The organism is Anaerolineales bacterium (assembly GCA_015075625.1).
Classification (GTDB): domain Bacteria; phylum Chloroflexota; class Anaerolineae; order Aggregatilineales; family UBA2796; genus UBA2796.
Window position 1 is genome coordinate 1,235,438 of sequence record JABTTZ010000002.1, and the last position, 15,363, is coordinate 1,250,800.

At 57.3% G+C, this 15,363-nt stretch carries 14 protein-coding genes and 1 tRNA gene; 7 read left to right on the forward strand and 8 right to left on the reverse strand.

Annotation, left to right across the window (positions count from 1 at the left end; genetic code table 11):
- Both HS103_13930 and HS103_13935 read left to right on the forward strand, forming a co-directional pair.
- Complete coding sequence (locus tag HS103_13930) at positions 1-774, forward strand: ABC transporter ATP-binding protein (GenBank protein MBE7513901.1); 774 nt, start codon at positions 1-3, stop codon at positions 772-774.
- An 18-nt stretch (positions 775-792) separates the two neighbouring features.
- Entirely contained in the window at positions 793-1,503 is a 711-nt protein-coding gene (locus tag HS103_13935) for an ABC transporter ATP-binding protein (protein MBE7513902.1), read from the forward strand.
- Between the two features lie 186 nt (positions 1,504-1,689).
- Here HS103_13935 and HS103_13940 read toward each other — a convergent pair whose 3' ends face one another.
- Complete coding sequence (locus HS103_13940) at positions 1,690-2,922, reverse strand: HAD family phosphatase (protein MBE7513903.1); 1,233 nt, start codon at positions 2,920-2,922, stop codon at positions 1,690-1,692.
- Positions 2,923-2,986: 64 nt separating this feature from the next.
- Here HS103_13940 and HS103_13945 point away from each other — a divergent pair, with 64 nt between their 5' ends.
- Both HS103_13945 and HS103_13950 read left to right on the forward strand, forming a co-directional pair.
- Positions 2,987-5,128: a hypothetical protein gene (locus HS103_13945; protein ID MBE7513904.1), complete on the forward strand. Its 2,142-nt coding sequence runs from the start codon at positions 2,987-2,989 to the stop codon at positions 5,126-5,128.
- Between the two features lie 226 nt (positions 5,129-5,354).
- Positions 5,355-6,065 (forward strand): queuosine precursor transporter, encoded by a 711-nt coding sequence (locus HS103_13950; protein MBE7513905.1) that lies wholly within the window; start codon positions 5,355-5,357, stop codon positions 6,063-6,065.
- Positions 6,066-6,165: 100 nt separating this feature from the next.
- Here the strand turns inward: HS103_13950 and HS103_13955 are convergent, their stop codons facing one another.
- Positions 6,166-7,143 (reverse strand): deoxyhypusine synthase family protein, encoded by a 978-nt coding sequence (locus HS103_13955; GenBank protein MBE7513906.1) that lies wholly within the window; start codon positions 7,141-7,143, stop codon positions 6,166-6,168.
- Positions 7,144-7,217: 74 nt separating this feature from the next.
- Here HS103_13955 and HS103_13960 point away from each other — a divergent pair, with 74 nt between their 5' ends.
- Together HS103_13960 and HS103_13965 are read left to right on the forward strand one after the other, a co-directional pair.
- Positions 7,218-8,051 (forward strand): DUF309 domain-containing protein, encoded by an 834-nt coding sequence (locus HS103_13960; GenBank protein MBE7513907.1) that lies wholly within the window; start codon positions 7,218-7,220, stop codon positions 8,049-8,051.
- A complete protein-coding gene (locus HS103_13965) occupies positions 8,048-9,085 on the forward strand; it encodes an ABC transporter substrate-binding protein (GenBank protein ID MBE7513908.1) in 1,038 nt (345 codons plus the stop codon). Before HS103_13960 ends, HS103_13965 begins: the two co-directional genes overlap by 4 nt.
- Positions 9,086-9,204: 119 nt before the next feature.
- Here HS103_13965 and HS103_13970 read toward each other — a convergent pair whose 3' ends face one another.
- From HS103_13970 to HS103_13995, 6 genes are all read right to left on the reverse strand, one after another.
- Positions 9,205-9,810 carry a hypothetical protein gene (locus HS103_13970; protein ID MBE7513909.1) on the reverse strand — a complete coding sequence of 202 codons (606 nt, stop codon included), beginning with the start codon at positions 9,808-9,810 and terminating at the stop codon, positions 9,205-9,207.
- Positions 9,759-10,040 (reverse strand): hypothetical protein, encoded by a 282-nt coding sequence (locus tag HS103_13975; GenBank protein MBE7513910.1) that lies wholly within the window; start codon positions 10,038-10,040, stop codon positions 9,759-9,761. The genes HS103_13970 and HS103_13975 overlap by 52 nt, the downstream gene beginning before the upstream one ends.
- 24 nt (positions 10,041-10,064) lie before the next feature.
- Positions 10,065-10,235 carry a hypothetical protein gene (locus HS103_13980; protein ID MBE7513911.1) on the reverse strand — a complete coding sequence of 57 codons (171 nt, stop codon included), beginning with the start codon at positions 10,233-10,235 and terminating at the stop codon, positions 10,065-10,067.
- A gap of 428 nt (positions 10,236-10,663) precedes the next feature.
- On the reverse strand, positions 10,664-10,924 hold the full coding sequence (locus HS103_13985; GenBank protein ID MBE7513912.1) for a hypothetical protein: 261 nt from the start codon (positions 10,922-10,924) through the stop codon (positions 10,664-10,666).
- Between the two features lie 253 nt (positions 10,925-11,177).
- Complete coding sequence (locus HS103_13990) at positions 11,178-13,958, reverse strand: leucine--tRNA ligase (GenBank protein ID MBE7513913.1); 2,781 nt, start codon at positions 13,956-13,958, stop codon at positions 11,178-11,180.
- Positions 13,959-14,465: 507 nt separating this feature from the next.
- Positions 14,466-14,538: transfer RNA gene (locus HS103_13995), tRNA-Ala, on the reverse strand.
- Positions 14,539-14,879: 341 nt separating this feature from the next.
- On the opposite strand from HS103_13995, the gene HS103_14000 reads away from it, so the two are divergent.
- Positions 14,880-15,257, forward strand: coding sequence for a cyclic nucleotide-binding domain-containing protein (locus HS103_14000; GenBank protein MBE7513914.1), 378 nt, complete (start codon positions 14,880-14,882; stop codon positions 15,255-15,257).
- Positions 15,258-15,363: the final 106 nt, after the last annotated feature.

Genomic DNA, 15,363 nt, shown 5'->3' on the forward strand with positions numbered 1-15,363 from the left:
ATGACTATGCTGCTTCAAGTAAATAACGCGATCAAACGCTTTGGCGGTCTCACCGCAGTGCAAGGGGTGACCTATGCTATTGCGCCGCAGACCATCAATGCGATTATCGGACCCAACGGGGCGGGTAAGACGACCTTTTTCAACCTGATCACCGGCATTTACCGTGCCGATGAAGGGACAATCACCCTGAATGGGCGTTCGCTGATCGGCTTGCGCCCAGACCAAATCAACCGTCAGGGCATTTCACGCACCTTTCAGAATATTCGCCTGTTCGGGGCGATGTCGGTCATTGAAAATGTCTTGGTGGGAATGCACACCCGCCTGCGGATCGACCTGCTCTCCACGATGATGCGCCTGCCCTGGTTTACCAAACAGGAGCGCAGCGCCCAGAAAAAAGCGGAAGAACTCCTCGATTTTGTGGGGCTTTTAGAAAAATCGAACGAGATTGCTCGCAATCTGCCCTATGGCGATCAGCGGCGCTTGGAGATCGCCCGCGCCCTCGCCAGTGACCCCAAGCTGCTGCTCCTGGATGAGCCGACGGCGGGCATGAACCCCAACGAGAGCGTTGAGGCAATGGGTTTGTTCCGCCGTGTGCGGGATGAACGAAAGGTGACCGTACTCATGATTGAACACGATATGCGCGTGGTTATGGGCATATCCGAGTACATCACCGTGTTGGATTATGGGCAGAAAATTGCCGAGGGAGCGCCCGACGAGGTGCGCAAAAACCCCCGTGTGATTGAAGCCTATTTAGGACGTGGCTCCGAACATTAACCGTACAGGATGTGAGACATGGCGCTGCTTCAGTTAGAGAACATACACACCTACTACGGGCATATCCACGCCCTAAAGGGAATTTCCCTTGAGGTCAACGAGGGGGAAGTCGTCACCCTCATTGGCGCGAACGGGGCGGGGAAAAGCACCACCTTGCGGACGATCAGCGGAATGGTGCGCCCCCGCAGCGGGACAGTGCGCTACGATGGAAAGACGCTCAATAACATCCCCCCCCACCTGATCACCCGCATGGGGGTGGGGCATGTTCCCGAAGGGCGACGTATCTTCCCGAAATTGACTGTACGGGAAAACCTTGAGATGGGGGCGTTCACTATCCCCCGCAGCGAGGTTCAAAAACGGATTGATCAAACCTTTGTGTTGTTTCCGCGCATTCGCGAACGCCTTGATCAGCTTGGCGGGACGCTCTCTGGCGGCGAACAACAAATGCTGGCAATGGCGCGGGGGTTGATCCTTGCCCCCAAAATTCTGCTCCTCGATGAACCCTCAATGGGGCTTGCCCCGGTGCTGGTTGAGGCGATCTTTGACATCATCCGCACCCTTCATGCGCAGGGAACGACGATCCTCTTGGTGGAGCAGAACGCACGCATGGCGCTGCAAGTGGCAGATCGCGGCTATGTCCTGCAATCGGGGCAAATTGTCATGGGGGACTCGGCAGAGGTGCTGCAAAACAGCGAGATCGTCCGTAAGGCGTATCTTGGCGAGGAATAAGGGAAAGAGGGTGGCGTGGGGCTCAAGCTAGGAATAACGACCCCTGCGGGGCTTGGGAACACAGACCCCCGTGTGACCCCTGTATGTGATTGCTCCCTTTGTTTTTAAGCCCCAACGGGGCGGCTGCTTTCAGCCCGCTGCTTTAGCGGCGGGCGTATACGCTGCGCCCTTACAGAGAACGCTCCCCTACAGCAAGTCCCGCTCCACCAACGCCGCCCGTACTTGCGCAGGCGATTGGCAGACGATACACGGCAGCCCCACCGATTCCGCCGCCTCTGTATTTCGGCGCAGATCATCAACGAGGATCGCCTCACCCGGGCGGACGCCCAACCGCTCTACGGTCAGATGGTAGATTGCCACCTCTGGCTTTGCCATCCCCACTGCCGCTGAACTGACGACATCATCAAACAACCCTTTCAGCCGTTCATCCCGTTCTAGCCATGGCGCCATCTCTAACTGCCAAGCGTTGCTGAGGACGCCGATTTTTACCTCGCCGCGCTGCTTTAACGCCTGCACAATAGCAAGCATCTCTGGGTGAATCCCTTCCCGACCCACGAAATAGGCGTCGTGGAGGCGCTCTCGCTCGGCTGGATCGTTGATCCCCAACGAGTGAAAGATCGTTTCTAGGTAACTCTCAAATGAGATCGCCCCCACTTTCACCTGTTCCCATGCCTCGCTTTGATGAATCAACGCGCCGAGGTCTTTCCCGCTAAGTCCATAGGGTGCGGCTAATGCCTCACGGTGTGCCTCCCATACCGCCGCGTCGGGCGGAATATCAAGGACATTGCCGTAATCGAAAATGACCGCTTTCGTTCGTTCGGTACGGTGCGGCTCAATGGCAGCGGCGACATCCATCCCTGGACGGTAGAGGTATGCCGCCATGCCCACCGCCCGCGCCCCATCGACATTTGCCGTGTTGTCATCGATGAACACACATTCGGGCGTGCTGCACCCTAGCCGTTCGGCAATCATCCGATAGGCGGTGGGATCGGGCTTCATCACCCCCGTCTGTGCCGAGATCAGAACGGCATCGAAACACTCGTAAATGGCAAGCTGCGCCCGCAGTTTTTGCTCTAGGGTAGTCGCATCGTTGCTCAGCAGCCCAACGCGCAGCCCCTCTGCCCGCAAGCGCTGAATCAGGGCGATCAAGGTCTGATCAAGGACATCCCCGGCAAAGTAATCCTGCTGCAACTCCGCCAGCGTCTCTGGGGTCAGGGCGAGACGCTCCCGAATCGCTTCCCAGTAGGACTCAACGCTGCGTGTTCCCGCTTGCGCCTCAATCCATACCGCGCTGCCATGCACAATCTGTTCCAATTCGCCCGCCGCTAAGTTCAGGCGGGCTTCCCACGCCTGACGCTTGCTCCGATCTTCGGTGCGCATCAGCACACCGCCAAAATCAAAGACCACCGCACGAATCATCCGTTGTTTCCCTTTCGTTTGGTACAATCAACCTCGCTCCACACGAGGAAAGGCAAATAGCCACATGGCGACAAAAACCTACCGCTGCATCGTGAATGCCTTAAACATCCGCACTGAGCCGCGCACCGCCGACCAATTCAAAACTCCAGAGATGATCAAACGAGGTGAGACGATCACCATTGATGACGCAACACTCACCGAAAATGACGGCTTTCTCTGGGCGCGGCATAGTCGGGGCTGGTCGGCGGTGGGGTCGCTGGATGGGCGCTTTCTCTTTCTGAGCGATACGCTGTCCTTTCGCGCGCCGTTTTGGGGAATCAACATTGACCCCAACAACCCCCGCGCCAACCCTACCGCCCCCGCCCTCACAAACAGCGCCTGGGTGCGTTTTGTCTTTCACGTTCACAGCCGCCGCGAAAGTTTGGCGCAGGCGTTCGCCTTCTACGATCCGATCATTCAGGGCTACGTTCGCGCTGGCACAAACGTCCTTCTAGTGCTGCTCCAAGATACCTACGGCGGCAATGCTCCCTGGCTCAGCGGTGGCTCGTGGGATGAGTATGCGCGTGGGTTCGCCACCACCGCCCAAGAGATCGCTCGCCATTACAAGGGCGTCGTCGGTGCGTATCAGGTTTGGAATGAGGTCGATGTCAGCGGTGAGCCAACCTCCATCTTCATCGAACCCGCCTATTATAGCAAACTGCTGTCCGCGCTCTCACGGGCGATCAGCACTGCCGATCCCGCCGCATTGGTTATCAGCAGTGGGTTGGCGTCGCCACTCAGCAATGCGCTGAGCTACCTGCGCGAGGTGCGTAAACAGCTTGGCGGGTCGCTGCCCATCGATGGCATTGGTATTCACCCCTACGCCCATGTCCCCCCGCCAACGGGCTCGGGACCTTTCCCCACCTGGGCAAATTTGGAAACCTATCTGGCGCAGTTTCAGGACAGCTTCCCCGGCGTTCCCTTGTGGATCACGGAGATCGGCGTCCCCCGCGTCAACGTGGAGGATCGGGCGCTGTGGACGCGGATCGCCCAGTATATGGAAAACGTCGCTCTCTATCTGCGCGACAAGCAAGCCCACAGTGTGCGGGCAATCACGTGGTTTGCGTGGAGCGATCCAATGGACTCCGCCGGAATCACCAACGCCGATCAGCAGCCGAAAGGGGCGATCTACAACACCTATTTCAAAAGCACTCACGCCGCCCTGCCGACGATCTACACGCCAAATCCCACCCCGCTTGATGGTGAGATCGCCCTGACGCATAGTGCCGGCACAACACTTCCTGATGGGACGGTGGATGCCCTTGCCGCAAGGCTGCGGACGACAGCGCCAAACGTTCGAGGGCTGATCCTGAAGGGCAGCCGGGGGGTCACGTTCTTCCCCCCCAACACAAACGCGCCGGGGGTTGCCTCGGTGGGGGACTATGCGGGATGGGCGGCGGCGCTCTCCCCCGCCCGCGTCCGTATTCATGCCTGGCACGAGGTGGTTGGCAGCGATGCAGCAAAAGAGACAACTCTGCTTATCAACACGGCGCAAGCGGCGGGCGTCCGTTCGATCATCCTCGATCTCGTCAGCGGCTCGGTGACGCTCAGCACCTCAGCGGCAATCCGCGCCTTCATGAACGGGCTGCGGCGGGCGCTCCCCGGCGGCTACCCTCTCGGCGTCAGTTTCAGCGGACGCGCCGACCAGATCAGCGCCCTGAATGTTGCCGAATGGTTTCCCTTTATCGATTTTATGCTTCCCAAACTGGCATGGGTCACCGACGACGCCGACCCGCTGACGGCACTACGCACAACCTTTGCCGCCTTGCGAACGCTCCGTAAGCCGATTCTCCCCATCCTTCAGGTGGGCGATGGCAAGCTGACTCGCGCTGCCGCCCGCTTTGCAACGGATGGCAGCGGATCGCCAGGGGTGGGCTTCAGCAATGCGCTGGCGGCGGGCGATCTGGCGGTGGTGCGGGGAGTGGTGATCCCCGGTAACGCCGGCTACATGGCGCGGCGCGTCCTTGCCACGCAAACCATCGCGACGACGACGCTGCGGGTACGGGCGCTCCCCATCGCCACCGCCGAAGCAATTGATACCCTAAATGCGGGCGAACGGGTCGATATATTAGAGACGCGCTCCCTCCCGCCGCTGGAGTGGGTGCGCCACCCACGCGGGTGGTCAGTGGCGCGGAACACGGCGACGGGCGAGGTCTTTTTGCGCTAGGCATTCACGAAAGGAGACCGATTGGGGAGGAAACACCCTCAATCGATGATCTCTCCCCATCTACAGGTACAGGTTTGGCTAAACAGCAGCGAGGGCATGTTGACATACACACCGTAAACATTCCCCCTCATTGTTCTGGTGAATTTTTTGTAGAATAGGGCGTAATGAATTCCCAAGAGCGGAATCCTAACCCATTTTTCACCCACAGGTGTATCGCAGACCTTTTATGGATCAACCACAACCTCGGCTTTACCGCTACATCGATTTCATCACCGCCTCATTTGTGGCGGTGTTGATCATCAGCAACATCGCCTCTACAAAAACAGTCATCATCGGCTCGCTAACCTTTGACGGGGGGACGGTGATTTTTCCCCTCGCTTATATTTTTGGCGACGTTCTGACGGAGGTGTACGGCTACAAACGCGCCCGCCGCGTGATCTGGACGGGCTTCTTGTGGATCATCGTCACCGCTGGCGTCCTCGCCATAATCGACGCCCTACCGCCCGAACCATTTTGGAATCAGATTGAAGGGATTACGGGCTTCACCAAAGGGCAAGGCTTTAGCCTGATTTTAGGGCAGGCGCCGCGTATCGTCCTCGGCAGTCTGATCGCCTACTTCGCCGGAGAGTTCACGAATTCGTTCATTTTGGCAAAGATGAAGATTGCCACAAAGGGACGGGCGCTCTGGACGCGCACGATTGGCTCTACGCTAGTGGGGCAGTTCGTGGATACCTCGGTGTTCTTGGTCGTCGCTTTCTACGGGGTGTTTCCCAACGAGGTTCTGCTCACCATCTTTGTCTCAAACTACATCTTCAAAGTCTCGGTAGAGGCACTGTTCACGCCGGTGACGTATGCCGCTGTACGCTTCTTGAAACGCGCCGAGGCGGAAGATTACTACGACACCAAGACGAATTTCAACCCCTTTGCCTTGCGCTAATAAGGGCAGACGCACCTCCGGCGTCTCTACAGGGATGCGGGAGGTGCGGCGCTAAAGCCCGCATTCTGAAAGGGTCGGGCGGACGTGCTGTAGCGCGTCACTACTCTCCCATAATCAAAGCGAACATGAGCGGCGCACAGATCGTCGCATCCGATTCGATGATGTAGCGCGGCGTGTCGATCCCCAATTTTCCCCACGTGATTTTCTCATTGGGGACTGCCCCAGAGTACGATCCGTAGCTTGTGGTCGAATCGCTGATCTGACAGAAGTAGCCCCATAGTGGCGTGTCGCGCCGCCCCAAATCTTGATGGAGCATAGGGACGACACAGATCGGGAAGTCTCCGGCAATGCCCCCCCCAATTTGGAAGAACCCAATAGATGTTTTCGGCGCGGTTTGCGTATACCAGTCGGCAAGGGTGATCATGTATTCGATCCCCGTGCGGACGGTATGTACGTTCTTGATCTCACCCGTGATGCAGTGAGCAGCGTACATGTTGCCCGTTGTTGAATCTTCCCAACCGGGGACGATGATCGGAAGGTTTTTCTCCGCCGCTGCCACCAGCCACGAATCCTTCGGGTCAATCTGATAGTGTTCTTTCAACGCCCCCGAACGGATCAGACGGTAGAGGAACTCGTGCGGGAAATAGCGCTCGCCCGCTTTGTCGGCGGTGATCCATTCGTTTAGAAGGGCGTCCTCAAGGCGGCGCATCGCTTCTTCTTCGGGGATGCAGGTATCCGTGACGCGGTTCATGTGCCGCGCTAAGAGCGCCTGCTCATCGGCGGGGGTCAGGTCACGGTAGTGGGGAACACGCTCGTAAAAATCGTGGGCAATCAGGTTGAAGATATCTTCTTCAAGGTTTGCCCCCGTACAGGTGATCGCGTGGACATTCTCGCGGCGGATCATTTCCGCGAGGGAAAGCCCTAGTTCGGCGGTACTCATGGCGCCAGCAAGCGTCACCATCATGACGCCCCCTTCGGTAAGATGGCGGCTGTAGCCCTCTGCCGCGTCAATGAGTGCTGCCGCATTAAAATGCCGATAGTGATGTTTTAGAAAGGCGCTGATTGCCCCATGTGCCATGCCGGAATATCCTTCCCCTCTAGACTCAGTGTGGATGCGTGCATTATAGGGAAGGGCAGCGGGATTAGCAAGGCATGGCGTATATCGAGTACACTCTGCGTGATGCGGAGGTTTGCCCTGTGCCTATCCTTGCCTTTCTGGATTCCCCCACCCTTCAGGCGGCACTCACGCCCTTACCCCACCCTCTCAAGGGAGAGCGGGTGATCCTCCACGCCCCGCATTTCCCCACCCCGCTGGATGCGCTCCGCTTGGTGGCCGATGTGCAGCCCATCATGATGATCGTGGCGATCACACCGGCGCTCGATCTCTCACGCGGGGGGTGGCTCTCTGCTCTGCGCAGCGACCCCGCCACTCGCCGTCTGCCCATGATCGCCATTGGGGAAGGGGCGGCGGCTGAGGATGCTGCCCGCGCTTTTTACCTCCCACTCATTGCATCGGATGCCTTCCTTGCCAACACGGCTGCCATTATTACCCATCACCTAACCCCGCCTCGGCGCGAGGGGCTTGCCGAAATGTGCAAGGAGATGCCGCCGCCGCTCGTCTTACAGGGCTTGCGGGCGTTCCGGGCGGGGCAGTATTATGAGGCGCACGAGATGTTGGAAGCAGCATGGAAAGCAGAGACGCGCCCTGTGCGCGATCTCTACCGCGCTGTCTTGCAAGTGGGCGTTACCTACTACCAGATTGAGCGCGGAAACTACGAGGGGGCATTAAAGCTATTTTTGCGTGTGCGGCAGTGGCTTGATCCGCTCCCGGAGCGCTGTCAGGGAATCGATGTGGCGACGCTGCGGATCGATGCAGCGGCGGCGCACGCTCACCTTGATTCGCTTGGGGCGGCGGGCATTGCTGCGTTTGATAAACGGCTGTTAAAGCCGGTGTTATTTCATGATTCTGAGGAGAACCACGAATGATCAAAAAATGGCTGTTGGGCGTTCTGTTGGCGGCGCTGGCGCTGTCGGGAATCGGTGGGGCGGCGGCACAGGATGGCGATCCGCTTGGCGGGGCGACCACCTTTGCCAAAGCGAACGCTCCGACGACGCTCACCGTGATGTTGGATTGGACGCCCAACACAAACCATCTCGGCTTGTATGTTGCCCAAGCGAAGGGCTACTTTGCCGAAGCAAACCTGACGGTGGACATTCAACCCGCCGGCGATATTTCGGTGGAACAAGTGGTGGCGACAGGCGCTGCCGCTTTTGGCATCAGCTACCAAGAGACATTTACCTACGTCCGCGCCAACGAACTGCCCATCGTCTCTATCGCGGCAATCCTGCAACACAACACATCGGGCTTTGCCTCCCTGCGGGAAAAACACCCCCTCACGTCTCCGGCTGATCTTGTCGGGCTGCGTTACGGTGGCTTCGGCTCAATGATTGAGAAACCAATCATCGAGCGGATGATCGCCTGTGGGGGCAAAGAAGGGACTGTAGACATTCAAGATATTGGCTTTGTTGAACCCTTCCCCCTGATGGAACGTGAGGCGATTGATTTCGTATGGTTGTTTCGGGGATGGGACGGCTTGCGGGCAGAACTGAGCGGCTTAGAGGTGGATTACCTCATGCTGAAGGATTATCCAGAGTGCGTCCCCGATTACTATACGCCGATTTTGATCACGAACGAGGCACACATTGCTGAACAGCCCGATGTGGTGGCAGCCTTCGTCCAAGCGGCGGCGCGTGGTTACGCCGATGCGATTAGCGATCCATCCGGTGCGGCGGCGATCCTCCTTGAGGCAAACCCCGATCTGGACGAAGCGCTGGTGAAGGCAAGCGCGGAGTACCTCTCGAAGGAATTCATGGCGGATGCCCCTCGTTGGGGTGAACAGCGCTTGATCATCTGGGAGGCAATGACCGCCTTCATGGTCGAAAGTGGGACGCTCGAAAAACCGATTGAGTCGGGGAAGGCGTTCACCAATGAATTCTTGCCCGGTAAGGGCGCGGAGTAAGCCTTGATGGTATCCCCGGCGCTAAAGCGCCGGGTTGAAAGCAAGGGCGCTTTTGCGCTGATCGCAGGACAGTTTTTAGCACTGAGACAAGGGCATTGGTTTGCTGAAGAATGGCAGGCTCAGCCTATCCCCTTGTGGGCAATCAACCCAAGCCGTATTGCTATCGGATAAAAGCGACTACCTTCTCCGTACATTAGGCGATTCACGCTCTGCTGCAAACGCTTCCGCAGCGGTTGAAACAAGGTGGCGATGATGCCCGTCCCCAAAAGGGAAATCAGCAAACTGCCACTGGTTTGAAGTAGTGCGCCTAGCGAACCGACTATAACGATATAGAAGGCAGCAACCAGCGCCGTCAGCGACCCGTAAACCAGGGTGCGGTTGATCAGGATGTGGATATCCCACAGCCTATAGCGCAGTATGGCGATCCCTGTGGCAATAACCATATTGACGATGGTTATGTCGAGAATAACAATGCTTAGTTCTTGGGTCAGGCGGTTGTCTCTCCAGAGCCACCAAGGAATACTGCCGAGGATATTGCCCACAATGACGACAACGCCCGCCACAGCCAGCCACTTCAACTGCGCCCGTTCAACACCAACGGCATTCCGAAAGCGAACGACTATCGAAGCAATTGAACCGAAAATCCCCGCCAACACACATGGGGCAGCAAGGGTCAACCAAGCGCAGCAGCCAGAACACCGCCCATAACGAAGCCCCGTTCCCAAATTACATGAGATGACCCCTCGTTGATCTCCCACTTCAGAAAGGCGCGTCCGGCGTAGAGGACACCACCAAAGGTAAAGACAAGAAACGAGAGGATAAGCAAACTGGCGGCAGCGGTGCGGATCGATAGACCCTGAACGGCAAGTGTCCTCAAGAGCGCTAGACTCGCGCCTATGATGATAAGGGAGGTGAGTGTGAGAACCCCATTCCGCGACGTAAACAAGGTGGTCATGCGCATCATCCTTTTCCTCAAGACTCAAACCATAATCATCGCTGTCCAGATCGTTCCTAAGTTGAAGGGAAGCTGCTGCCAGTGATCGCCGTAATCCATCGTGTGCCATACATCGCCATTGCTCAATCCAGCATACAAATGCCCCGGCGCATCCCGATCTGGAATCGGTAGGCGAAAGGGCGATCCCTTGCACATAAGGGGTGAACGGTTTTTCCGCAGGGGAGAACCAAAACCAACGTCGCATGGTGCGAAACGACGCGGCTTCCGCCCAGTGTTGCCCGCCATCATGCGAGATAAAGATGCCGGGTGGTTTTGTTCCTGCCACAATCAGATTGGGGTCTACGGGACTTACGGCAATCGCTTTGACCATCTGATCCCTTAAGCCCGAGGGCTGCCATGTTTTGCCCCCATCTTCAGAGCGCAGAACGCCATTCCCTTGTGTTCCGGCATAGACCGTATTGCGGTTGTGGGGATCAGCAGCCAAAGAGCGTACCTGCTCCCCTTCAAGGAGGGACTCAACTGACCACTGACCGTTTATGGCACATTCGGCACGTGCCAGCCGGCTGCCACTGGTCGCGATAAACGTTCGGTTCATATCTACACTCCTGATTAACATACCTTGCTTACAACGTGAGCAAATAGACGATCAGATCCTCAATGTCCTGTTCGGTAAGGTGCGCTTTGTAGTCGGGATACATGATGTTCCGATAGCCAACAACGACGGAGCGCCCCGGTGCAACGATGCTCTCCCGCGGTGAGCCAAGATCGCCCAATACCAGTTCACCAGGCAGTGGCGGCATTCCTTCCTGTGCCACCGCCGGCAGCAGCCCAATTGAAGCCACTATCAAGATCACGACATATGTGATTAACCGTTTGGACACCATCGTTTCTCCTTTAAATTGCACCATCCGTATTAGCCTACAGAAGAAGGTGTCCCACTGTCATGAGCAGAGGTCATGTTGTGGGGAGGAAGAATGCCCGTAGAGGTCGGGAACATAGCCCGATTGAGGTGGTTTTGGGTGTGGCAGCGGGAAGGATTTCCAGCCGGAGTGACGGTAGGCTTGCTCTGTTGAGGCGAAAACGAGCGTCGGGGCGGCGATAGGGGGTCGCCCCGACGCTGATGAGCGTGAGGATGCTCTACACGACGATGTTCAACATCCCCCGTTCCGCCACATAGATGATCTTCTTCGGCGTGCCGCTGACAAAGCGAACGACATCGGCGTGCGCCATTGCCTGCGCCGTTGCCTCTACCTCGCTTGTTCCCACCGGAACGCTGATCTTCGCCCGAACTTTGCCGTTCACGCTGACAACCAACGTTAGGGCGTCCTCTTTTGCCGCCTCTGCGTCAAAGGTGGGGAAGGGCTGCCTATGGATGCTGTATGGGCAGCCGATCTGCGCCCACAGTTCCTCCGCGATATACGGCGTAAAGGGCGCCATCATCAACAGCATTGCCTGAATCGCCTCACCCCATGCTGGCGACCCATAAACCGCCGTCTTTCGCGCTGCCAGCAGTGTGTTTTTCAATTCCATCAGCGCGGCGACGGCGGTGTTAAAGCCAAATTCGCGCAGACCGTCCTCCACGCGCTGGATTGTCTGGTGGACTTTCCGGCGCAGCGCTTTCACCTCTGCTTCAGCGGGCGGGTCTCCGGCGGGGCGACCTTCATCCGCCACCAGATTCCACACATCGTTCAGCCAGCGGACAACGCCCTGAATCCCTTTGCTGTCCCACGGTCCGCCCGCCTCCCAACGAAAGGCGAACATCAGGTAGCCGCGCACGACATCCGCCCCGTATTGGTTGACCAAGACATCGGGGGCGATCACGTTCCCCTTACTTTTAGACATTTTCTCCGCCCCCAAGCGGAAGCGTACACCCTCTATGGTGATCTGATTTCCGCCCGCATCGGTGATCGTCGTCGCCTCGCCAACCTCCACAACAAAGGTTGCCCCGCCCGCCCTTTCAACGCTCAACAGGTTTTCGGCGCGTTTGACAACCTCCCCAATAATTTCGCTACTGCTACTGGTGGGTGTTGTCCCAACCTGATCGGCACTCAGGATGGTGATCCGTGCCGCATTCAGCTTGTCGCCATCCCAGACGCCCTCCGCACGGATCACATGACCGTCTGACGGCTCACCTAAAATCATGCCCTGATTGAACAACGCCGCCATCGGCTCATGATCGATGGGGGTTTGGTCATAGGTGGGGGTCGCCGTTCGTATCGCAGCGGCATCCTTGAAGATTCCGCAGTCCCGCGCTGCTTTGGTGAAGAAGCGCGTGTACATCAGATGCATCGTCGCGTGTTCAATCCCGCCAGTGTATTGATCCACAGGCAGCCAGTACGCGCCCTCCGCCGGATCAAAAGGGGCTTGGTCATACGCCGGACTCAGGTAGCGCAGTTGATACCACGAGGAACACATGAAAGTATCCATCGTGTCTGTCTCCCGCCGCGCCGCGCCACCGCACTTCGGACAGGCGGTGTGCAGGAATCCCGGGTGAGACTTCAGCGGGCTTTCGCCTGTTGGCATGAATGCTACATCATCGGGCAGTTCGATGGGCAGTTGATCGTAGGGGACGGGAACTGTTCCGCACGTATCGCAGTAAACAATCGGGATCGGGGAACCCCAATAGCGCTGGCGGCTGATCAGCCAATCACGCAGGCGATAGGTAACAGCGGGCTTGCCCAAGCCTTGTTCGTCCAACCACGCGATCACCTTGTGGACTGCCTCCCCGTTGGCGGTGGGTGTTCCATCAAAGTGGGCGCTGTTGATCATCGTCCCTTCGCCCACATACCATTCAGGGGCACCATCCCCCGCTGCGACTGGGGCATCGGGTTGGATCACGGCGCGAATGGGCAGCTTGAATGCATGGGCAAAGGCAAAGTCCCGATCATCATGGGCGGGAACAGCCATGATTGCACCCGTCCCGTAGCCCATCAGAACGTAATCGGCAACCCACACCGGGATGCGCTCCCCATTGACCGGGTTGAGGGCATAGCCACCGGTGAAAACACCTGTCTTTTCCTTCTCAGTAGAGGTGCGCTCAATTTCCGTCCGGCGCTTCGCCTTCTGGATGTATTCCTCAACAGTAGGGCGCTGCGCGTCGGTGGTGATCGATTCTACCAGTGGGTGTTCGGGGGCAATGACCATGAAGGTTGCCCCCCACAGCGTATCGGGGCGTGTCGTAAAGACGGTCAGCTCGCCCCCGCCATCGGTCTTAAAGGTGACATGCGCCCCTTCGCTTTTCCCAATCCAGTTTGTCTGCATCACCTTGACCTTTTCGGGCCACTCAATCGTGCTGTGATCCAGCAGTTCATCGGCGTAGTGCGTGATGCGGAAAAACCACTGCTCCAACGATTTTTTGATCACGGGCGTCCCGCACCGCTCACAGTGGCGATCTTCCCCCCAGACCTGCTCCCGCGCCAGCGTTGTGTTGCATTTTGGGCAGAAATCAACCTCTGCTTGCTTGCGGTATGCCAAATCGTTCTCGAAGAACTTCAGAAAGAACCACTGTGTCCACAGATAATAGTCCTTATCGGAACTGACCGCTTGCCGCTCCCAATCGAACATCGTCCCCATCGTTTTCATCTGGGTGCGCATGGTGGCGATGTTTTTATATGTCCACGTTTTGGGGTGGATGTTGCGCGAAATGGCGGCGTTTTCGGCGGGCAACCCAAAGGCATCAAAACCCATCGGGAACAAGACGTTGTAGCCCTTCATCCGCATGTACCGGGCGCGGGCATCGGAAGGGGTCATGGCATACCAATGCCCAATGTGTAGATCGCCGCTTGGGTAGGGCAGCATCGTCAGGGCATAGTGTTTGGGGCGGGCAGGGTCAACGACAGAGCGGTACAGCCCGTCGGCATCCCATTTTGCTTGCCAGCGTGGTTCAATCTCTTGGGGGGTATAGCGTTCTTTCGGCATGGGTTGGGTCTCCTCTTGTGCTTTGGACAAACCTTTACACGGTAGGGATGAGTTGGAATCAAGGCGACGAAAACAAGACAACAAAAAGGGGTCAGGTTTGCATCAACCTGACCCCTGCTCAACGCGCCATAAAAAGCCGTTACGAGTTTATCGCGGTGGGTATTCCGGTAGGCGTGGGCGATTGCGCACCGGGATACGCGCCGGAACCGGCTTAGGCGGGTTCAGCAGGCGTCCTAGCTGCTCAAGTTGCTCACGAAGTCGGCGAATAATGTCGGATTGCCGAGGTTTTTTGCCCATCGCCAATAACTCCCACCGCGTCTCATCGCGGGTGAATCGAACGAGTCTGTAGAAAGACTATAGCACACTTTCCCCACAACCATCTTCCAAACTCATCAAATTCACGGTAAACGAAAAGTCCCCCTCATTCCAATCAGGGTCTAACCTGATCAGGAACGAAGGGGACTTCGCGGTACCATCCTGATTACACGGGGTGTGCTGCCGCACATGTGGACGTAGAGAGATTCGAACTCACGACCTCTTCAATGCCATTGAAGCGCTCTCCCAGCTGAGCTATACGCCCGTGTCACTCATTTTGCCGTAACGTGGCAGACGGCTTTGGCTAAGGAAGGCTAATTCCTTTCACCAAAGCGGCTGGCGGGTGAGTTCGGTCTTACTGGCGGGCATGGTTGCCGCTCTATACAGGCTTGCACCAACCGCCTGTTCGCTACCATGCTGACCTACTACCCCCGGTCATTGCCGTTGGATATGAGATTGTAGGGTCATTATAGCAACGCCTCTTGGGGAGGTCAAGGGGAGGGTCAGGGGATGTGCTTCCTACGTTTTTTTGCCTGCCACGCACAAACCAGAATTCACGCTATAATCGCCAGAAGTACGCTGATGCACGGATGAGGATTCAGCCCAATGCCGAAATTTTTGATCTTTCAAAACACCAACGAATATGAATTGATCCCTGCCGGGACGCATCTTTTTGACGCAGGCGACGAAGCCGAGTACATGTATATCCTGATCGAAGGGGAACTGAACGTCACCCAAAATGGGAAAACGATTGATACCCTGAACGCTGGCGATATTGTGGGCGAGATGGGTTTGATTGATAACTCGCCGCGCAGCGTTTCTGCCATTGCCAAAACGGATTGCAAGGTTGTTCCCATCAGCCTAAAGCGCTTTATGTTCATGGTTGAACAAACGCCCTTTTTCGCCCTCCATGTCATGCAAGTGATGGCAGAGCGTCTCCGCCGCGTCACCCGCTTGGCGCACGGCATCGAAGACAAAGCCTAACAACCATTTGTGTATGGCGGGGCGGACACAGATTCTGAATGTACCCGAATTCACCTGAACGGGGTTAGGGGGAGGGGGATTGCACCCCGCCCCGCTATGTCAATGA